Origin of the sequence: Pseudomonas multiresinivorans (genome assembly GCF_012971725.1) — a bacterium.
GTDB lineage: Bacteria > Pseudomonadota > Gammaproteobacteria > Pseudomonadales > Pseudomonadaceae > Pseudomonas > Pseudomonas multiresinivorans.
Genome location: NZ_CP048833.1, coordinates 3,412,640 through 3,433,225, shown reverse-complemented (window position 1 = coordinate 3,433,225; position 20,586 = coordinate 3,412,640). Strand labels below are relative to the sequence as shown.

Sequence of the window (20,586 nt, the reverse complement as noted above, 5' to 3'; positions counted from 1 at the left end):
CAGGAGCGCGACCATGGCCAAGCGCAAGACCCGCCCCTTTCTCGATGACCCGCTCTGGTACAAGGACGCGGTCATCTACCAGTTGCACGTAAAGTCCTTCTTCGATGCCAACAACGACGGCATCGGCGATTTCCGCGGCCTGATGGAGAAGCTCGACTACATCGCCGAGCTGGGCGTGAACACCCTCTGGCTGTTGCCGTTCTACCCCTCGCCACGGCGTGACGATGGCTACGACATCGCCATGTACAAGGGCGTCCACCCGGACTACGGCACCCTGGCCGACGCCCGCCGCTTCATCGACGCGGCGCACCAGCGCGGCCTGCGGGTGATCACGGAACTGGTGATCAACCACACCTCCGACCAGCACCCTTGGTTCCAGCGCGCGCGGCGGGCGAAGAAGGGCTCGCAGGCGCGCAACTGGTACGTCTGGTCCGACGATGACGGCAAGTACGAGCAGACGCGGATCATCTTCATCGACAGCGAACAGTCCAACTGGACCTGGGACCCGGTGGCCGAGCAGTACTTCTGGCACCGCTTCTACTCGCACCAGCCGGACCTCAATTTCGACAATCCCCAGGTGTTGCGCGCGGTGCTCGGGGTCATGCGCTACTGGCTGGACATGGGCGTCGACGGCCTGCGCCTGGATGCCATCCCGTACCTGATCGAACGCGACGGCACCAACAACGAGAACCTTCCCGAGACCCACGTGGTGCTCAAGCGCATCCGCGCCGAGCTGGATGCGCACTACCCAGACCGCATGCTGCTGGCCGAGGCCAACCAGTGGCCGGAGGACACGAGGCCGTATTTCGGAGGCGTGGACGGTGCCACCGAGGGCAGCACCGGCGACGAATGCCACATGGCCTTCCACTTCCCGCTGATGCCGCGCATGTACATGGCGATCGCCCAGGAAGACCGCTTCCCGATCACCGATATCCTGCGCCAGACGCCGTCGATTCCGGACAACTGCCAATGGGCGATCTTCCTGCGCAACCACGATGAGCTGACCCTGGAGATGGTCACCGACGACGAGCGCGACTACCTCTGGAACTACTACGCCGCCGACCGCCGCGCGCGCATCAACCTGGGTATTCGCCGCCGTCTCGCCCCGCTGGTGGAGCGCGATCGCCGGCGCATCGAACTGCTCCACAGCCTGCTGCTGTCGATGCCCGGCACGCCGACCCTGTACTACGGCGACGAGATCGGCATGGGCGACAACATCTACCTGGGCGACCGCGACGGCGTGCGCACACCGATGCAATGGTCGGTGGACCGCAATGGCGGCTTCTCCCGCGCCGATCCGGCCAGCCTCGTGCTGCCGCCGATTCTCGACTCGCTCTACGGCTACCAGAGCGTCAACGTCGAGGCCCAGGCGCGCGACCCGCATTCGCTGCTCAACTGGATGCGCCGCATGCTGGGTGTCCGCAAGCAGCAGAAGGCCTTCGGTCGCGGCAGCATCAGCATGCTGTCACCGCCCAACCGGCGCATTCTTGCGTATCTGCGGCAGTACCGTCCGGAGGGCGAGGGTGCCAGCGAGGAGAGCATCCTCTGTGTCGCCAACCTGTCCAGTGCCGCCCAGGCGGTCGAGCTGGACCTGTCGGCCTTTGACGGCCGAGTCCCGGTGGAAATGCTCGGTGGCTCGTCCTTCCCTCCGATCGGGCGCATGACCTACCTGCTGACCTTGCCGCCCTATGGCTTCTACTGGTTCTACCTGGCCGACAGCCAACAGATGCCGGCGTGGCACGTGAAGCCGGTGGAACGCATGCCCGAACTGCCGACCCTGGTACTGGCCCAGCGCCTGGCGGAGATCGCCAGCGGTGCGCCGCGCGAACTGCTGGAGAGCGACTCGCTGCCACGCTACCTGCCCAAGCGTCGCTGGTTCTCCGGGGGGCGCCTGGAGGCCGGCAGCGCCCATCTGCTCTATGCCATGCCACTGGGTGAGGCCGATGCCGCACCGCTGCTGGCGGAAGTGGAGGTCAATGGCGCGGACGGCGCCGAGCATTACCAATTGCCGCTGGCCGCCGTGCCGGAGAAGGGCGCCGCCGGCAACGATCTGCCCCAGCAACTGGCCCTGGCCCGGCTGCGCCGCGGGCGCAAGGTCGGCCTGCTCACCGATGCCTTCTCCTTGTCGGCGTTCAGCCGCCTGGTGCTGCGCCTGTTGCGCGAGACCTCGACGATGCAGGGCCCGGCGGGCGAGCTGCAGTTCCTGCCACAGCCGGGGCTGCTGCAGTACGGCGACATCGACGATGAAGCGGAAATCCGCGTGCTCAGCGTCGATCAGTCCAACAGCTCCGCGCTGATCGGCAACAAGCTGCTGCTCAAGCTGCTGCGCCGGGTGTTCCCCGGCGTGCACCCGGAAGCCGAGATGGGTGGTTACCTGAGCCGCCGCGGCTTTGCCAACATCGCGCCGCTGCTGGGCGAGGTGCGCCGCATCGACGCCTTGGGCCAACCGCACACCCTGTTGCTGCTGCAGGGCTACCTGAGCAACCAGGGCGATGCCTGGAGCTGGACCCTGAACCAGCTGGAGCGCGCCATGCGCGACGGCCTGTCGCCGGCAGTGGAAACACCCGGACCGGAGTTCGATGTCATGGAGGAACTGCGCCTGTTCGCCGGACGGCTTGGCCAGCGCCTGGGTGAAATGCACCAGCTGCTCGCCGAAGCCACCGACGAGCCGGAGTTCGGCCTGCACCGCAGTGGAGCTGTCGACAGTGGGGCCTGGACCAACAGCATCGGCGCGCAACTCGAACAGGCGCTGGAGACCCTGCGCCACGCCCGCGCGAGCCTGGACGAGCAGGGCGGCGTGATGGCCGACTGGCTGCTGGAACATCGCGGGGAACTGCTGCAGGCCATCGGCAACCTGGCGCGGCTGGCCGAGGGCGGCGTGATGATCCGCGTCCACGGCGACCTGCACCTGGGGCAGGTCCTGGTGGTGCAGGGCGATGCTTTCCTGATCGACTTCGAGGGCGAGCCCAACCGGCCGCTGGTCGAACGCCGTCAGCGCCACAGCCCGTTGAAGGACGTCACCGGTGTACTGCGCTCCTTCGACTACGCCGCCGCCATGGCCCTGCGCAGCACCCAGGGCACCGAAGCGCCGGTCGAAGTCCAGGCGGCCAGGGCGGAACTGGCCCTGCGCTACCGTCGCGATGCCCGAGACGCCTTCCTCGAAGCCTACCGGGCGGCCGCTGCCGACCTGCCCCATGAGTGGCATGGTCGTGAGGGGGAGGGCGCCGCCCTGGCGCTGTTCAGCCTGGAAAAGGCCGCCTATGAAGTGCTCTACGAAGCCGGCCACCGCCCCGACTGGCTGGAAGTCCCCTTGCAGGGGCTGTTCGAACTGGCGCGACACTTACTCGGAGGACGCACATGACCCTGCGCAGCGATCTGGACCACCTGCAGCGTGGCGATCACGCCGATCCCTTTGCCTTCCTCGGCCCGCACCGCGACGAAGGCGGCGAGCAGGTGCGCGCCTGGCTGCCGGGTGCGCTGGCAGTGGAATTGCTGTCGCCGCAGGACGAAACCCTCACCGCCATGGACGCGGTGGACGCCAGCGGGCTGTTCGTCGCTCGCCTACCGGCCAAGGCGCCGTATCGCCTGCGAATCCACTGGCCGGAGCACGAGCAGGTCAGCGAAGATCCCTACGCCTTCGGGCCGTCGATCAGCGAACTGGATCTCTACCTGTTCGCCGAGGGCAACCACCGCCAACTGGGCAGATGCCTGGGCGCCCAGGCGATGCAGATCGACGGCGTGCCCGGCGTGCGCTTCGCCGTCTGGGCGCCGAATGCGCGGCGGGTGTCGGTGGTCGGCGATTTCAATGGCTGGGACGGCCGCCGCCACCTGATGCGCCTGCGCTACCCCGCTGGCGTCTGGGAGCTGTTCATTCCACGCCTGCAGCCGGGCGAGGTCTACAAGTACGAACTGCTCGGCCCGGATGGCCTGCTGCCGCTCAAGGCCGACCCCGTGGCGCTGGATACCGAAATGCCGCCTGCCACCGGCTCGCGGGTGCCGGACCCGACGCCTTTCCCCTGGCAGGACCAGTCCTGGATGCAGCAGCGCGGCGAGCGACAGGGCGTGGAGCGGCCGCTGTCGATCTACGAACTTCACGCCGGCTCCTGGCAATGGGTGGAGAACCGCGCGCCGACCTGGGATGAGCTGGCCGACCGGCTGATCCCCTACATCAGCGACCTGGGCTTCACCCACATCGAACTGATGCCGATCATGGAGCACCCCTTCGGCGGCTCCTGGGGCTACCAGCCACTCTCGCTGTTCGCGCCCACCGCACGCTACGGCAGCCCGGCGGACTTCGCGCGCTTCGTCGACCGCTGCCACCAGGCCGGAGTCGGCGTGATCCTCGACTGGGTGCCGGCGCATTTCCCCACCGACGCCCACGGCCTGGCGCACTTCGACGGCACCGCGCTGTACGAATACGCGCATCCCTTCGAGGGCTTTCACCAGGACTGGGATACCTACATCTACAACCTCGGCCGTAACGAGGTGCACGGTTTCATGCTGGCCTCGGCGCTGCATTGGCTGCGCGAGTACCACATCGACGGGCTGCGGGTGGATGCCGTGGCATCGATGCTCTATCGCGACTATTCGCGCAAGGACGGCGAATGGATCCCCAACCAGCACGGTGGACGCGAGAATCTCGAGGCCATCGAATTCCTCCGCCACCTCAACAGCGTGGTACAGGCCGAGGCGCCGGGTGCCCTGGTGATTGCCGAGGAATCCACCGCCTGGCCGGGCGTCAGCCGCTCCACCGAGGAGGGCGGCCTGGGCTTTGCCTACAAGTGGAACATGGGCTGGATGCACGACAGCCTGGCGTACATCCGCGAGGACCCGATCAACCGCGGCTACCACCACCAGAAGCTGACCTTCGGCCTGCACTACGCCTTCTCCGAGCACTTCATCCTGCCGATCTCCCACGACGAGGTGGTGCACGGCAAGGGTTCGCTGCTGGGCAAGATGCCGGGCGACCGCTGGCAACAGTTCGCCAACCTGCGCCTGTACCTGGCCTTGATGTGGACCCATCCGGGCAAGAAATTGCTGTTCATGGGCTGCGAGTTCGGCCAGTGGCGCGAGTGGGACCACGACGGCCAGCTGGACTGGTACCTGCTGCGCTACGCCGAGCACTTCGGCGCGCAGTCGCTGATCCGCGAGCTCAACCGGCTGCTGCGCGAGGAACCCGCGCTGCACGCCTTCGACGACCGTGCCGAGGGCTTCCACTGGCTGATCGGCGACGACCAGCGCAACAGTGTCTACGCGTGGCTGCGCCTGGCTGGCGACGGCGCGCCGGTACTCGTCGTTCACAACTTCACTCCGGTGCCGCGCCCGCACTATCTCGTTGGCGTGCCGCTGCCGGGGCGTTGGCAAGTGCTGCTCAACAGCGACGCCGACTCCTTCGGCGGCTCCGGCGCGGGTAGTCGTGGGGTGGTGGAAAGCGATCCGCAGGAATCCCATGGGCAGATCCAGTCCCTGGCGCTGGACCTGCCGCCGCTGGGCTGCCTGATCCTTCGGCCCGAAGGGCATGGTCAGCCCTAGGGTGGCCTGATAACGATCGCGGACAGAGTCCGCTCCTACGCAGCCGGCGAATTCGGCGCGGCGGTTTTCGTAGGAGCGGACTCCGTCCGCGATTGCTACGTTCCATGCACCGCGGCACGGCGTGAAGAAATCGCGGACGAAGTCCGCTCCTACAAGCCCCCTCTCCCTGGAGCATTGGGTCGTGGCGTATTGAAAGGCACGGTGAGTGATCGTCGGATCGTACCGACGTCACGAAGCCCGCGCCGCCTCCCGTCGCTCGTCTCGACGCTTGAGCTTCTTCGCATGGCGCTCCAGCCACAGGTAGATCGCGCAGGCCAGCAGCAGCGGTATGAGGAAATACAGCAGCCGATACCCGATCAGCGCCGCCACCAGTTCGCCGCGGGAGAAGTGGTCGCGCAGCACGGTGATGAACACGGTCTCAATCACCCCCAGCCCGGCCGGCACGTGCAGGACGACACCGGCGATGCTGCTGATCATCAGGGTCGCCAGTACCTCCGGGTAGCTCGCCGAAGCGGGCAGCAGGCTGTAGATCAGCAGCGCCATCATCGACCAGTTGCTGGCTCCGAAAAGGCCCTGCAGGGCGGCCAGCCGCCAGCTCGGCAGCTTGAGCCGGTAGCGCTTCCAGCCCCAGGCGCGGCGGCGGGCAAAGCGGCAGGCCAGCAGGTAGGCCGCGCCCAACACCAGAAGTAGTGCGCCGATGGCACGCAAGCCACCCTGGCCGAGGGACCAGCTCTGCGGCAGGTCGGGGAAGCCGCAGACGAACAGACCGCCGGCCAGCAGCAGGTAGCCGTACCAGTTGGTGATCAGGCTGAAGGTGAGGATGCGCGTGATGTCCCCGGTACTCATGCCCAGTCGCCCGTAGAGGCGGTAGCGCAGGGCGATGGCGCCGACCCAGGAGCTGAGGTTGAGGTTGAAGGCATTGCAGACGAAGGCCACGGTGAACACCCGCCGCACCGGCAGCGGATGGCCGATATAGAAGCGGCTGAGCACGTCGAAACTGCTGAAGATGCCGTAGCTGCAAAGGGCAATCAGCATGCCCAGCGCCAGGGTGCTTGGTTTGTACTCGCGCAGCAGGCGGAACACCTCGTCCCAGTCGGTGGCGCGCAGCAGCAGGAACAACAGCACCGGCAGGGCGATCAGCAGGGCAATATTGAAAACGCGGTTGGCGCGCTTCCAGAAACGCTTGCGGTTCATGGCTGCACCTGCGACTGGCCGGGTTCTTCGTCGAGGCTCGCGGGGCTGAGAATCTGCCGGTGCGCCGGCAATTGCCCGGCGATCGCCGGGAAGTGGCGCAGGAAGTGGAAGCTGGCGAATATCAGCGGCGCCCGCCACCAGTAGCCACGCCGCGCATACTGGCGGGTGACACGGCGGCAACTCTGGTTGGCCAGCTGCTCCAGGTGGTCGTCCAGCCCAGCACAGAAGTCGCCGTCCTCGATCATCAGGTTGCCTTCCAGGTTCAGCGACAGGCTCAGCGGGTCGAGGTTGCTCGAGCCCACCGTCGCCCAGCGCCGGTCCGCCACCGCGACCTTGCCGTGCAGCGGGCGGTCGCAGTACTCATGGATTTCCACGCCATCGCGCAGCAGGGTGTCGTAGAGCAGCTTGCTGCACAGCCGCACCAGCGGCATGTCCGGCAGCCCCTGGAGGATCAGCCGTACCCTGACCCCGCGCCTGGCTGCATCACGCAGGGCGCGCAGCAGGCGGTAGCCGGGGAAGAAGTAGGCGTTGGCGATCAGCAGCCGCTCCTTCGCCTGGCCGATGGCGCGCAGGTAGTGCTGCTCGATCTCGGTGCGGCGGTAGAGGTTGTCGCGGATCGCCAGGCAGGTTCGGCACGGGCCGGCCACGCCGCCAGGATGCACGGCGTCGGCAGCTGGAATGTCGCCGTACTGGCTGAGCAGCTCCAGGCAGGCGCGGCGGACGTCTTCCACGCCGGGGCCCTCGATGCGCACTGCGTAGTCCTGCTTGGCCATGGGGCCGAAGTCGGCCAGGTGGTCGGCGCAGTAGTTGATCCCGCCGACGAAGGCCAGCGCGCCATCGACCACCACGTGCTTGCGGTGCAGGCGGCGGAACAGGTTGGTGCGCATCCCCAGCAGCAGCGGCTGCGGGTCGAACAGGTGCAGGCGTACGCCGGCGTCCAGCAGGCCGCCCAGGTAGCTCGCGTCCAGGTCCGGCGTGCCGTAACCGTCCGCGATCACTTCCACACGCACTCCGCGACTGGCCGCGTCGATCAGTGCCTGGCGCAGCGCGCGGCCCACCTTGTCGTCGCGCAGGATGAAGGTTTCCAGCAGCACCTCGTGCCGCGCCTGCTCGATGGCGCGAAAGACGCTGGGGAAGAAATCCTCGCCATTGATCAGCAGTTCGACCCGGTTGCCGTCGCGCCATACCTCGTTCATAGCGAAACCTCGGCGAGCAGCGGCAGGTGATCGGACAGATGCGGCCAGGGCTTGCGGTTGAGCACCTCGCTCAGGGTGACCCGCAGGTGCCGCACATAGATGCGGTCCAGTCGCAGCAGGGGCCAGCGCGCCGGAAAGCTGCGCGGCTCGCCGCCACTGGCCGGGAATGCCGGCTGCAGGCCGCAGCCGGCCAGAACGCCGGTGGCGCGGCAGCGCCAGTCATTGAAGTCGCCCGCGACCACTACCGGGTCGTTGGCTGGCAGTTCGCCTATCAGGGCGCAGAGCAGCTGCAGTTGCCGTTGCCGCTGCGCTTCGTGCAGACCCAGGTGCACACACACCGCATGCAGGGCGCGCTCGCCGGGCAGGTCGATCTGTGCGTGGAGCAGGCCGCGTTCCTCGGTACCGGCCTCGGAGACATCGCGATTGTCCCAGCCGCGGATCGGCAGGCGCGAGAGCAGGGCGTTGCCATGGTGGCCTTCGGGATAGACGGCGTTGCGGCCGTAGGCGAAGGCCGGCCACATGCTGTCGGCGAGGAACTCGTACTGCGGCCCGCTCGGCCAGTTCGGATGGCGTTCGGCATGCAACTGGTGTTCGCCGTGGACTTCCTGGAGAAACACCAGGTCCGCCGAGGTAGCGCGTACCGCATCGCGCAGTTCGTGGAGGATGAAACGTCGGTTGAAGGCGTTGAAACCCTTGTGGGTGTTCACCGTGAGCACCCGCAGCAGCGTATTGGCCTGCGCGGCGGCGGGTACCAGAGGAGCACGCTCGGCCTGGCTCATGCCCAGTCTCCCGCCGCTTGGCCGGGTTCCTGTCGCCCCGTCAGCTGCAGATCGAGCAGCGTCATCAGCTTGCTGGCGTCATAGGGCGCGCGGACCTTGATGTCGTTGTCGAAATAGCAGAACACCTCGCGCTGCCGGCGATCGCCGCGGGTGGCGCCGTCGAACAGCTCCGCGTCGGCGGGTTGCAGCCCGCGCCGCCAGCGGGCTACACGCTCGCTCCAGCGCTGGAGGGCGGCGTCGCCATAGCCGCTGGCGTAGAGTTCCTTGTCGCCGTGCAGGCGCAGGTAGACGAAGTCCCTGGCGGTGAGGTCTTCGCCGTAAGGCCACTTGCGCGGCGCATCGGCGAAGACCAGGGCCACGCCGTGCTGACGCAGCTGCCGGGCGAATTGCGCGCAGGCGAAGCTGACATGGCGAACTTCCATGGCGTGACGCAGCGGGCGCCGCTTCAGCGGCTGAGGCCAGTGCGGCGGCCGGCGGCTGGCAGAGGCCTTCGCCAGGTCCAGCGCGGCCTCGCTGGTGCGCGGCAACAGCGCCAGAAAGGTTTCCACTACGTCCTCGTCGTATTGCAGGCTGGGCGGCAGTTGCCAGAGTATCGGCCCGAGCTTCTCGCCCAGCTCCAGGGGGCCGGAGGCGAAGAAGTTGGCGAGGCCTTCCTCGGCATCGCGCAGGCGCCTGATGTGGGTGATGTAGCGCGGGCCCTTGAGGCTGAAGACGAAACCTTCGGGCGTGTCCTGCGCCCACCGGCGGTAATACTCGGGCTTCTGCAGCGAGTAGAAGGAGCCGTTCAACTCGATGCTGTTGAAGGCGCGGGAGGCGTAGCGCAGTTCGTCCTTCTGGCGCAGCCCCTGCGGGTAGAAGTCGCCGCGCCAGGGCGCATAGCGCCAGCCGGAAATGCCGATGTGCAGGGCCTTCATCGGCTCAGCCCGCGGGGTAGCGGAGGCTTGGGCGGAGGCGGCTGGTGGCATCGGGTTCTCCTTGGGCGGTGGTTGTTTTTCCGGCTCGCTGACGCCCGGTTCCTGAAAGTTCCGACCGGGGGCCGCCGGGCGGCGTTCCGCAGGATCGCCCAGCGGTCAGTCCTCGCTGCGACGCAGGGTGAACAGAGCCAGGGCGCGCGCACCCAGCGGGTAGGCGGCACCGAACGCCCTGCTGTGCTCGTGCTCCCGAGGCAGCTCGGCGGTGTCCAGCAGGAACTGCCAGTCGCGGCCTTGTGCGGTTTTCGGGAGGATGAAATCCAGGCCTTCGTGCCCGGCATTGACCAGCAGCAGCAAGGTGGCGTCGCCGCCGCTGCGGCGGATGCCGGTGGGCTGGGCGCGGCCATCCATGAGCATGCCCAGGCTGCGTCGCTGCGCGTCGTGCCAATGATCCTCGGTCATTTCCTCGCCTTCGGGCGCAAGCCAGGTGACATCGCGTACGCCCAGCTCCTCGTTGTATTCGCCGACCAGGAAGCGCCCGCGCCGCAGGATCGGATAGGCCTGGCGCAGGCGGATCAGGCGGTGGGTGAACGCCAGCATTTCGCGGCCCTCGTCGTCGAGGTTCCAATCCACCCAGCCCAGTTCGTTGTCCTGGCAGTAGACGTTGTTGTTGCCCTGCTGGGTGCGGCTGAACTCGTCGCCGGCCAGCAGCATCGGCGTGCCCTGGGAGAGCAGCAGGGTGGCCAGCAGGTTCTTCATCTGCTGCACGCGCAGGCGGCGAATCCCGGCATCGTCGGTGGGGCCTTCGACACCGTGGTTCCACGAACGGTTGTCGTCGTGGCCGTCGCGGTTGTCCTCGCCGTTGGCCTGGTTGTGCTTGTGGTTGTAGCTGACCACGTCGCGCAGGGTGAAACCGTCATGGGCGGTGATGAAGTTGACCGATGCATAGGGGCGCCGCCCGCGCTGGTCGTACAGGTCGCCGGAAGCGGTGAGGCGCCTGGCGAGGTCGGGCAACTGGCCTTCGTCGCCGCGCCAGAAGCTGCGCACGGTGTCGCGGAAACGGTCGTTCCATTCCACCCAGCCCGGCGGGAATCCACCGACCTGATAGCCGCCGGGGCCGCAGTCCCAGGGCTCGGCGATCAGCTTGCGGTGGCTCAGCACGGGGTCCTGGCGGCAGGCAACGAGGAAGCTGTGGCGCTCTTCGAAACCGTCGGCATAGCGGCCGAGGATCGAGGCGAGGTCGAAGCGGAAGCCGTCCACGCGCATTTCGGTGGCCCAGTAGCGCAGCGAGTCGGTGACCATCTGCAGCACGCAAGGGTGGCTCAGGTCGAGGGTGTTGCCGGTGCCGGAATCGTTGACGTAGTAACGGCGATTGTCGGCCTGCAGGCGGTAGTAGGAAATGTTGTCGATGCCGCGCATGCACAGGGTCGGGCCGAGCTCGTTGCCTTCGGCGGTGTGGTTGTAGACCACGTCGAGGATCAGCTCGATGCCGGCGTCGTGCAGGTGCGCGACCATTTCCTTGAACTCGTTGATATGCCCGCTGGCGAGGTAGCGGGCCTGGGGCGCGAAGAAGGCGATGCTGTTGTAGCCCCAGTAGTTGCTCATGCCCTTTTCCAGCAGGTGCTTGTCGTCGAGGAAGCCATGCACCGGCAGCAGTTCGAGGCTGGTCACACCCAGTTGCCGCAGGTGCCCCAGCAGGCTGCTGTTCATCAGCCCGGCGCAGGTGCCGCGCAGGCGGTCGGGCACCTCCGGGTGGCGCATGCTCAGGCCGCGCAGGTGGGCCTCGTAGATCACCGTTTCATCCCAGGGCACACGCACCGGCTGCTGCTCGCCCCAGGTGAAGGCGGGGTCGATGACCTTGCACTTGGGCACGTAGGCGGCGCTGTCGCGCTCGTCGAAACTCAGGTCCGCATCCGCCGAGCCGATGGTGTAGCCGAACAGTGTTTCCGACCAGCGCAGCTCGCCCACCAGTTGCCGTGCGTAGGGGTCGATCAGCAGCTTGTTGGGGTTGAAGCGGTGGCCGGCGTCCGGCTCGTAGGGGCCATGCACGCGGTAGCCATAGATCTGCCCGGGATGGGCGTCGGGCAGGTAGCCGTGCCAGATCTCGTCGCTGTATTCGGGCAGCTCGATACGTTCCAGTTCGCGCTTGCCCTGCGCATCGAACAGGCACAGCTCGACCCTGGTGGCATGGGCGGAGAACAGCGCGAAATTGACGCCCAGGCCGTCCCAGGTGGCGCCCAGGGGAAAAGGGCGCCCTTCGGTAACGCGGGACTGTGCACGTCGGGTCATGGCTGGCTCCAGGGATCAGTCGGATTGGGACGGCTTCGATGTCGGCGGGCGCAAGCCCGAAGGTTTGGGCATGGCCTTCTCGGCGGCGGAAGGCTTGCTCTTGCGCTGCTCGTCGGTCGGCGTGACGGTCGGCGCGCTCCTGGTCGGCCTGGCTTTGGGCGGCGAGCTGCGCTCGGCGGGCGACGGAGTCGGTGTCACGGTTTCACCGGCGGTTTGCGGCGCGTCGGGAGTCTCGGGTGTCGCCTTGGGCAGTTGGCCCTTGCGTCGTGGAGGCTCCTGCAGGATTGCCGGCTTTTCCGGCTCCTCCTCACCCTCGAAGCGCGGCTGCACCGGCTCTTCGCTTTCAGGGGCGGACTTGCCCGCTTCGGCGGCGGCAAGGCTGAGGGCCATGCGCCAGTGGCGTTCGTGCTGGCCGTCGGGGCGTCCTTCGGACTCCCAGATCTGATGGGCCAGCTCCCGGACTCTTCGCTCGTCGATGTTCATCGTTCACCTCCGGATATCAGCAGGTTGACCGGGACCTCGGCCAGCAGCTCGGCCAGCAGCGGCTCCCCGTCGTGCGGTTCGATGGGGCCGGCCAGCCCGCTCCAGCGGATGGCAGCCAGGGAAGAAGGCAGGTGCAGGCGGGTGTCCCGCCAGGCTGGCGCATCGACCAGGGGCAGGGGGGATTGGCCCAGCAACGCGGCGGCGCAGCGCGGTACCACCACCAGCAGATGCTGGCCTGCATGGCTGCGGGCGAAGGCCACCACCTCGGCGGAAAACTCGCCGCGCACCTCCAGCGGCAGGTAGTCGCCGGCAGCGAAAAGCGTCGGCCAGCGTTGGCGCAGACCGAGGGCGCAGGCCAGCAGGGCCTGCTTGATCTGTCCGTTGCGCCAGTCGCGCAGCAGCCTGGGCCAGTCCGGCGGGCCATCCAGGGCCGCTTCGCGGGCCGGGAAGTCGGGGATGTGGCGGTTGTCCGGGTCCACCAGGCTGAAGTCCCAGAATTCGCAGCCCTGGTAAAGGTCGGGCACACCCGGCACGGTGTTGCGCAGCACGCATTGCGCCAGGGCGTTCAGCGCGCCGGCAGGCATGAGGCTGGACGCCGCCCTGGCGATGGCCTGGCGCAACGGCAAGCCGGGCGCATCGAGCAGCAGCGCTTCGAGGAAATCGCTGCAGCCCCGCTCGTAGGCTTCGTTGGGCGAGCTCCAGTCGCTGTCCAGCTTGGCCTCGCGGATGGCCTTGAGCTGCCACTGCTCGATGCGCTGGTGGTAGTGGCGCAGGCCCGCTCCGTCATCGGCGGCCAGCTCCAGCGGCCAACTGCCGAGCAGGCACTGGTACAGAATCAGCTCGTCGCCGCCACTGGGCGCGGGGCCGCGGGCGGTCTGCCGGCGCAGTGGAGCGGCCAGTTTCCACCAGTTCCAGGCCTGCTCGGCGAACCACTCGGCGCGCTCGCTGAGCACTGCCAGGCGGGCGCGGCAGTCTTCGCCGCGCTTGTGGTCGTGGGTGGCGGTGGCAAGCAGGGCGTTGGGAAAGTCGCGCAGGCGCTCCTGGCAGGCCCGGTGGAAAGCCGCAACATCTCCCGCCATCTGCTGCGGGTCGGAACCGACGTCGTTACGCCCAAGCGCCGCCGCCGAGCGATAGCAGGCGGTGTCTTCCAGGGACTTGGCGGCGATAGGCGGGGTGAGCTGCTGGAAACGGTCCAGGGCCAGCTTGCGCAGCTGCCGCAATGGCCCCGGCGGCAGGCTGCGCAGGGGCTCGCTGCCCAGGATGCGGTCGAGCCAGCCGAGGGTGCGCTGGTCCATCGGCTCCAGATGCTGCCGGGCCTGCTCCAGGGCCTGGGTGAAGAAGCGCTGGTCCTGCGTCGAGCGGCCCAGGGCATGGGTATAGGTGCGGTAGACCGGGAAGGCGACGAGCAGCTGGAACAGCGCGCGCCGGATCGAGCCCAGCGGAATGTCGCGGCTGGCCAGCTCGAAGCGGGCGATCTGCCAGAGCTGCAGGGCGAGGCCTTCGACGTCGCCGGCGAACAGCGAGTTCAGCACGCGCTCGCGGGCCTGCCGGACTTCCTCGGCGAAGCCGTCCTGGCGGCCGCTGAACTCCAGCCACAGATGGCGAAGCACCGGCTCGCCGCGCGCTTCGTGCTGCAGCAGCGAAAGCTGATTCATGAAGTCATAGCCGGTGCTGCCCCGGACTTTCCAGTCCGCCGGGAGGGTCTCGCCGGGGGCGAGGATCTTCTCCACGAAGACCGGCGCGCCGTGGGTGGCGCGCCACAGGCGCCGGCAATAGCCGCGCGGGTCGGCGAGGCCATCCACGTGGTCGATGCGCAGACCATCGATCAGCCCTTCGGCCATCAGTTTCAGCAGGTAGGCGTGGCTGGCCTCGAAGACGTCGGGGCGTTCGGCGCGCAGGCCGACCAGTTCGTTGATGTCGAAGAAGCGCCGCCAGTTGATGTCGTCGGCCGCCACGCGCCAGTTGGCCAGGCGATAGTGCTGCTGCTCGATGAGCCGGTGCAGGCTGTGCCAGTCCGCGCGATAGGAATCCAGCAGGTTCTCCAGCCGCGAACTGTCGCTCAACGCCGTGGCGGCCTGGCGGCACAGGCTCTGGGCGAGGTGGCGGGCCATGGGGTGATGGTGCAGTTCGACGAAACGTGGCGCCAGGGCCAGCAGCTCGGGACAGTCGGTGTGGCAGAGGATCATGCCGTAGCTGGCGGGGCAGACCGGGAAACGCTGTTCGCCATAGCGCAGCAGGAAGCGCGCGCTGGCGGGGTCGTAATCCAGGCGGATGCGCCCGCCGCTCACTTCATCGACATAGTCCTCGCCGAGGCAGGGCAACAGCACCTGCTGATCGAGGAGCGGGTCGTCGCTGTGCCAGCGGATGTCGAAGAAATGCGCGTAAGGGCTGTCCAGCCCCCATTCGAGCACGTCCTGCCACCAGGGATTGGCGTCGCCGATGCGCATGTGGTTGGCCACGGTATCCACGATCAGGCCCATGCCGTGCTGCCGCAGCCCGTCCACCAGCCGCCGCAGCGCCGGGTCGCCGCCCAGTTCATCGCTGATGCGGCTCGGGTCCACGGCGTCGTAGCCATGCATCGAGCCCGGTTGCGCGGCCAGCAAGGGGGAGGCGTAGAGGTGGCTGATCCCCAGGCGGGCGAAATAGCCCAGCCAGGGAAGGGCGTCGTCGAGGGTGAACTCGCGATTGAACTGCAGGCGCAGCGTGGCGCGGATTTCACTCATGCTCGTGGCCCCCGTTGCGGGCGCGACGCAGGCGTTCCAGGCGGGCGCGTACAGGTGGCGAATCGAGCAACCGGGCAGAGTTTTCCTCGAAGCGCCGTCGCCAGTTCGGATGCCTGTCGCCCGGCCCGGGCAGGTTCGGTTGCTCGACGCAGCCCAGCGCATCCTCCAGCGGCAGCAGCACCAGGGGCGCCGGTGTGCGGCCGAGGAGCTCGATGGCGCCATCCAGCAGTGCATCGGCCTGGATGGCGCTTTCGCCAAGGGCGAGGCGCAGGGCGAAGGTCTCGTACTGGCGGTTGTTGCGCTCCTGGGCAGCACTCTCGGGGCTGCGCTGGCCGAGCTGTTCGCGCCAGTCGATGTCACGGCCTCTCTGCCATCCCTCCAGGGTCGGCAGGTCGTGGGTGGTGGTGGTGGCCAGCGCAGCATCGGGCCAGTGGCGCGGAGCGATGAAGTGGCCGTGCTGCTGCTCGAACAGCAGCACGCGCATGCCCAGGATGCCCCGTTCGGCCAGCGCTTCGCGCAGCCCCGGCGGTACCGTGCCGAGGTCCTCGCCGATGATGATGGCGCGGGCCCGCTGTGCTTCGAGGCAGACCAGCCGCAGCAGGTCCTGGATGGGGTAGTCCAGGTAGGCGCCGTCCTGCGGGGCGGCTCCCGCCGGGATCACCCAGAGTCGGCGCAGGCCGAGGATATGGTCGATGCGCAGTCCGCCGACGTAGCGCAGGTTGGCCCGCAACATCTCGATGAAGGCGCGGTAGCCGTTGCGCCGCAGGCCGTCCGGGGAAAACGCGCAGATCCCCCAGTTCTGCCCGCTGCGATTGAGGATGTCCGGCGGGCAGCCGACGCTGACGCCGGTGAGCAGCTCGTCCTGGCGCATCCAGGCCTGGCTGCCGGAAGGTTCGGCGCCCACCGCGAGGTCGGCGATCAGGCCGATGCCCATGCCGGCCTCGCGCGCCTGTCGCTGCACCTGCTGCAGGCCGCGGACGACCAGCCATTGGCCGAATGCCTGCTGGCTGATCGCCTGTTCCTCCGCGACCATGAAGTGACCGACCTCGACGCTTGCCGCATTGCGGTAGGGCTCGGGCCAGGAACGCCAGTCGAGCCCATCGCCGGCCTCGACGCGGCGCAACTGCAGAACCTGGAAGCAGCAGTGCTGAAGCAGCTCGGCGCCACCCTGGTTGCGGAAGGCGAGAAAGTCCTCCTGCAGCGCGCCGCTGTCGTGCTGGAACTGCCCATAGAGCTGTGCCAGCAAGCGATCGCGCAGGCGGGCGACGCCCTGCCAGTCGATCAGCGGCAATTGCTCCAGGCGCTCCCGCTCAGCCTCCAGGCCGGCGGCGGTGAATGCCTGGCGCACCGGCTCCTCGCCCAGCACGAGGGCGGGAGCGGCATAGAGTTCGTTGAACAGCAGTCGGCTGGAGGGCGAGTAGGGGCTGTAAATCTCGCGCGCCGCAGGGAACATGGCGTGCACCGGGCTGATCGCCACAGCGTCGGCGCCTTGCCCGGCGGCAGCGCGAACCAGCTGGGCGAGTGCGCGGAGGTCGCCGGCGCCGCCGTCCGCCTCGCTGCGCAGCGAGTACAGCTGTGCCGCCAGGCCCCAGACGTGCCGACGGCCGCCGCAAAACTGGGCAACCGAAGGGCAGCGCGGCGGCGCCGCGGCGAGGATCAGTTCATGCGGGCCCAGGTGCAGCGGGTAATAGCCGCAGTGTTCGAGGGCTGGAATCTGCCCGTGCTCATCGACATGACCTTCGCTGTGGCCACTGTCGTCCTCGTTGAACAGCTTGTAACGGGTGCCCGGCGCGACCGGCACGCTGACCGGCCGACCGCAGTCGGCGGTAAGCAGCGGCGGCACCTGGGCGCGGCGCTGCTCCAGCTCGTTCAGACTCTGGCGGATCTGCTCCGGGCTCTGCGCCGCGAAGCCCAGCGCCTGCAGCACATTGCGCTGTACTTCGGCGCTGAGTCGCTGGGGACGATTATCGGCGTCGACCCAATCGATCATCAGCCCGGCTTCAGCCGCCAGGCGCTCCAGCTGTGCATCGCTCATCGGCGCGCCTCCAGGCTTGCGACCAGCGACGCCGCGCCGAGCCAGCCATGACGGTAATACGCCGCACTCTGCCCGCAGCAGAACAGCAGCTGGGCGCTTTCGGCCGGCGGCTCGACGGCGACGTCGTCCGTTCCCAGGTTGAGGTCCAGGCGCCACTGGCTGCCGTCGCCCAGTTGCCAGCGCGCGCTCAGGGCGCGCTCGCCCAGTGGCTTCGCCTCCAATGCGCGGCTGCCGGGCAGTTGTGGCACCAGCCAGCGCTGGCGTACCTGCAGCAATTGCCGGTAGTGCTCGCGCCAGGCGTCATCGCCCTGGCCCGGTCGCGGACGCGAGGCGACGAAGGTCTGGTAGTCGTTGGGGTCGGGAATCCAGGCCGCGGCGCCGGGCGAGGCGAACCGGCTGAAGCGCTTGAACTCCTCGCGGCGGCCCTCGGTGACGGCGCGGGCGAGGTCGCCCTGGTAGTCGGTGAAGAACAGGAAGGGCTGCCTCTCGCCCCATTCCTCGCCCATGAACAGCATCGGGATCATCGGGCTGAGCAGCACCAGCGCGGTGGCGGCGCGCAGCGGGTCGGTGCGCGCCAGGCAGGTCAGGCGCTCGCCCAGGGCGCGGTTGCCGACCTGGTCGTGGTTCTGGGTGAAGGCCACGAATGCCTGCGGCGGCAGCGCACCGCTGGGTTCGCCACGGGCGATGCCACGGTAGTCGGTCTCGCCCTGGAAGGCGAAGCCTTCGCTCAGGCAGCGGCACAGGCGGCCGATGGGGTCGTGGGCAAAGTCGGCGTAGTAGCCTTCATCCTCGCCGGTGAGCAACACGTGCAGGCAATGGTGCAGGTCGTCGTTCCATTGAGCGTCGAAGCCGTCGTTGTTTGCCTCAGTGCTGCGGCGCAGCAGGCTTGCCTCGTTGTGTTCGTTCTCCAGCACCAGGTGCAGTTCGCGGCCTTCGGCGGCGTGGCGGGCACGGGTGGCGAGATCGCGGAGGAAGTCCTTGTCAGCAATGGCGTGCACGGCATCCAGGCGCAGGCCGTCGACGCGGTACTCACGTACCCACATCTCGGTGTTGCCGATGAAGAACTCGCGTACCGCCGGATCGCGGAAGTCGATGGCCGGCCCCCAGGGAGTCTGCTGGTCGCGGCGGAAGAAGGCGCTGGCGTAGCTCCCCAGGTAATTGCCCTGCGGGCCGAAGTGGTTGTAGACCACGTCGACGAAGACCATCAGCCCGAGGCCGTGCGCCTCGTCGATGAACTGGCGCAAACGGTCCGGGTCGCCGTAGGCGCAGGAGGGCGCGTAGGGCAGTACGCCGTCGTAGCCCCAATTGCGCCGACCGGGAAAGGCGTTCAGCGGCATCAGCTCGATGGCGGTGACGCCCAGTTCTGCCAGTTCCGCCAGGCGTCCCTGGAGTGCGGCGTAGCCATCGAACAGGCCGACATGGGACTCGTAAAGCACCGTTTCATGCCAGGGCCGGCCGCGCCATTGCGGATGCCGCCAGCGGAATACAGTGGGGTCGACTACCCGGCTTTCGCCCTCGACGCCGCCGGCCTGGTCGCGGGATGCCGGGTCCGCCACGCTCAGCTCGTGATCGATGCGGTAGCGATAGGTCTGCCCGGCAACGGCCGCCAGCTCGGCGCTGAACCAACCGTCCTGCGCTGCCTCCAGCGGATACAAGCGGCCGCCGCTCAATTCGACTTCCACCCGCTGCGCATCCGGGGCCCACAGCGCGAACCTCACCTTGCCGCCGGGCAGGACCTGCGCTCCGTGCCGTGGCGTCATCGTACGGCCTGCGCGGGCGCGTGCAGCAGGCGCTGGTAGAGGGCGGTGTAGGGGCGAACGGCGTCGTCCCAGGTCAGCGGCGACTCCATGGCCTTGCAGCGCATGGCGTGCATCAGTTCCGGATAGCGGTAGATATTCAGTGCACGGCGCACAGCGTCGTAGTAGCTGGCCGAGGTCTCTTCGCGGAAAAGCAGGCCGGTGACGCCATCGACTATGGTGTCGGCCAGGCCACCGGTGTGCCGCGCGATGGGCAGCGAGCCGAAGCGCTGGGCATACATCTGGCTTAGGCCGCAGGGTTCGTAACGCGAGGGCATGAGCAGGAAGTCGCTGGCGGCGTAGATGCGCCGGGCCAGGGTTTCGTCGAAGGCGATCTGTACGCCGACCCGACCCGGATAGCGCTCAGCCAGTTCGCGCATGGCCAGTTCCAGCTCCGGTTCGCCACAGCCGATGGACACCAGCCGCCCGCCGGCGGCGACCATCTCGTCGGCAATCGCCAGGGTCAGGTCGATGCCTTTCTGGTGCACCAGCCGCGACACCACGGCAAACAGCGGGCCACGGCCGGGCAGCAGGCCGAAGTGCTTCTCGACGTACTCGGCATTGCGCCGCTTGCCGACCAGCCGGGTGACATCGAAGCCCTCGATCAGGTGCGGGTCGCAGGACGGGTCCCAGCCGGCGTCGATGCCGTGGGTAATGCCGCTGAGCTGGCCACGGTCGCGGCGCTGGGAGAGCACCCCCTGCATGCCGCAGCCGAATTCTTCTCCGGTGATCTCACGGGCATAGGTTTCGCTGACCGTGGTGATGTGGCTGGAGTGGCTGATGCCGGCCTTGAGGAAGGACAGCTTGCCGTAGAACTCCATGCTCTCCGGCAGGCCGGCCGCTTCCGGCAGGCCAAGTTCGGCGCAGCAGCCCAGCGGGCAGGCGCCCTGGTAACCGAGGTTGTGGATGGTCAGTACGCTGGGTGTCGTCTGTCCACGCCAGGCCATGTAGGCCGGAGCCAGGGCCGTGGGCCAGTCGTTCACGTGCAGCAGGTCCGGGCTCCAGCCCAGCTCGCTCATGCCGGCGGCCAGGTCGGCAGCGGCGAGGCTCAGCCGTGCAAAACGGATATGGTTGTCGGCCCACTCATGGCCGTTCTGGTCCACATAGGGGGTGCCGGGGCGGTCGTATAGCTCGGGGCAGATCACCGCGTATACCACCAGCCCGTCGGCGAGCTTGAGTTCGCCGATATCACAGGCGGGCAGCGCCGCGAGGCCGGGCAGGCGGCCAACCATCTTGCACGCCACGGCGCCCTTGAGCACCTGTGGGTAGCCGGGGATCAGCACGCGGATATCGTGGTCGCCCAGCAGGGCCCGGGGCAGGGCAGAGGAGACATCGCCCAGGCCGCCGGCCTTGACGAAGTCTGAAAATTCCGAGGAGACGAAGAGAATCCGTTTGCGTCGCTGCGGCGGCGCACCATCGGCCGAGGGTACCGCGGTGAGGTTGATTGTGGCGTCTTCCAGACGCACATCGGCCAGCTGGTTGCGCATCGTTCGTTCCTCTCTGTGTCGGCCAGGGCGTGGCTTTACCTGCCGGCCCTGCGAGTCTCCGTGGGTGGGTGCCGTCCTTCAGGTGACAGGGGCGCGAAGGGCGAAGTTTCGTCTTTCCGCCAACAGGCTCGGTGGTCGGCCGCAGCCTTTTGCTCCTTCCC

12 protein-coding genes are annotated in these 20,586 nt (G+C 68.0%); 2 read left to right on the top strand and 10 right to left on the bottom strand.

What is annotated here, in order from left to right; translation table 11 throughout:
- Window positions 1-13: 13 nt before the first annotated feature.
- Window positions 14-3,361 (top strand): maltose alpha-D-glucosyltransferase, encoded by a 3,348-nt coding sequence (treS, locus tag G4G71_RS15660; protein WP_169938988.1) that lies wholly within the window; start codon window positions 14-16, stop codon window positions 3,359-3,361.
- Complete coding sequence (gene glgB / locus G4G71_RS15655; protein WP_169938987.1) at window positions 3,358-5,532, top strand: 1,4-alpha-glucan branching protein GlgB; 2,175 nt, start codon at window positions 3,358-3,360, stop codon at window positions 5,530-5,532. The genes treS and glgB overlap by 4 nt, the downstream gene beginning before the upstream one ends.
- Window positions 5,533-5,760: 228 nt before the next feature.
- Here the strand turns inward: glgB and G4G71_RS15650 are convergent, their stop codons facing one another.
- The 10 genes from G4G71_RS15650 to glgA form a co-directional block, all read right to left on the bottom strand.
- Window positions 5,761-6,726 carry a lysylphosphatidylglycerol synthase domain-containing protein gene (locus tag G4G71_RS15650; RefSeq protein WP_169938986.1) on the bottom strand — a complete coding sequence of 322 codons (966 nt, stop codon included), beginning with the start codon at window positions 6,724-6,726 and terminating at the stop codon, window positions 5,761-5,763.
- The gene (gene clsB, locus G4G71_RS15645; protein WP_169938985.1) at window positions 6,723-7,922 is read right to left on the bottom strand and encodes a cardiolipin synthase ClsB; all 1,200 of its coding nucleotides are present in this window, start codon (window positions 7,920-7,922) and stop codon (window positions 6,723-6,725) included. The genes G4G71_RS15650 and clsB overlap by 4 nt, the downstream gene beginning before the upstream one ends.
- A complete protein-coding gene (locus G4G71_RS15640) occupies window positions 7,919-8,701 on the bottom strand; it encodes an endonuclease/exonuclease/phosphatase family protein (protein ID WP_169938984.1) in 783 nt (260 codons plus the stop codon). The genes clsB and G4G71_RS15640 overlap by 4 nt, the downstream gene beginning before the upstream one ends.
- Window positions 8,698-9,615: a DUF72 domain-containing protein gene (locus G4G71_RS15635; protein WP_169942687.1), complete on the bottom strand. Its 918-nt coding sequence runs from the start codon at window positions 9,613-9,615 to the stop codon at window positions 8,698-8,700. Before G4G71_RS15635 ends, G4G71_RS15640 begins: the two co-directional genes overlap by 4 nt.
- Window positions 9,616-9,771: 156 nt before the next feature.
- Window positions 9,772-11,901: a glycogen debranching protein GlgX gene (gene glgX, locus G4G71_RS15630; protein WP_169938983.1), complete on the bottom strand. Its 2,130-nt coding sequence runs from the start codon at window positions 11,899-11,901 to the stop codon at window positions 9,772-9,774.
- A gap of 15 nt (window positions 11,902-11,916) precedes the next feature.
- A complete protein-coding gene (locus G4G71_RS15625) occupies window positions 11,917-12,384 on the bottom strand; it encodes a DUF2934 domain-containing protein (RefSeq protein WP_169938982.1) in 468 nt (155 codons plus the stop codon).
- Window positions 12,381-15,107 (bottom strand): malto-oligosyltrehalose synthase, encoded by a 2,727-nt coding sequence (treY, locus tag G4G71_RS15620; RefSeq protein WP_169938981.1) that lies wholly within the window; start codon window positions 15,105-15,107, stop codon window positions 12,381-12,383. The genes G4G71_RS15625 and treY overlap by 4 nt, the downstream gene beginning before the upstream one ends.
- Complete coding sequence (gene malQ / locus G4G71_RS15615; RefSeq protein WP_169938980.1) at window positions 15,100-17,142, bottom strand: 4-alpha-glucanotransferase; 2,043 nt, start codon at window positions 17,140-17,142, stop codon at window positions 15,100-15,102. Before malQ ends, treY begins: the two co-directional genes overlap by 8 nt.
- Entirely contained in the window at window positions 17,139-18,902 is a 1,764-nt protein-coding gene (treZ, locus tag G4G71_RS15610) for a malto-oligosyltrehalose trehalohydrolase (protein ID WP_169938979.1), read from the bottom strand. Before treZ ends, malQ begins: the two co-directional genes overlap by 4 nt.
- Window positions 18,899-20,425 (bottom strand): glycogen synthase GlgA, encoded by a 1,527-nt coding sequence (gene glgA, locus G4G71_RS15605; RefSeq protein ID WP_169938978.1) that lies wholly within the window; start codon window positions 20,423-20,425, stop codon window positions 18,899-18,901. The genes treZ and glgA overlap by 4 nt, the downstream gene beginning before the upstream one ends.
- Between the last annotated feature and the right edge of the window lie 161 nt (window positions 20,426-20,586).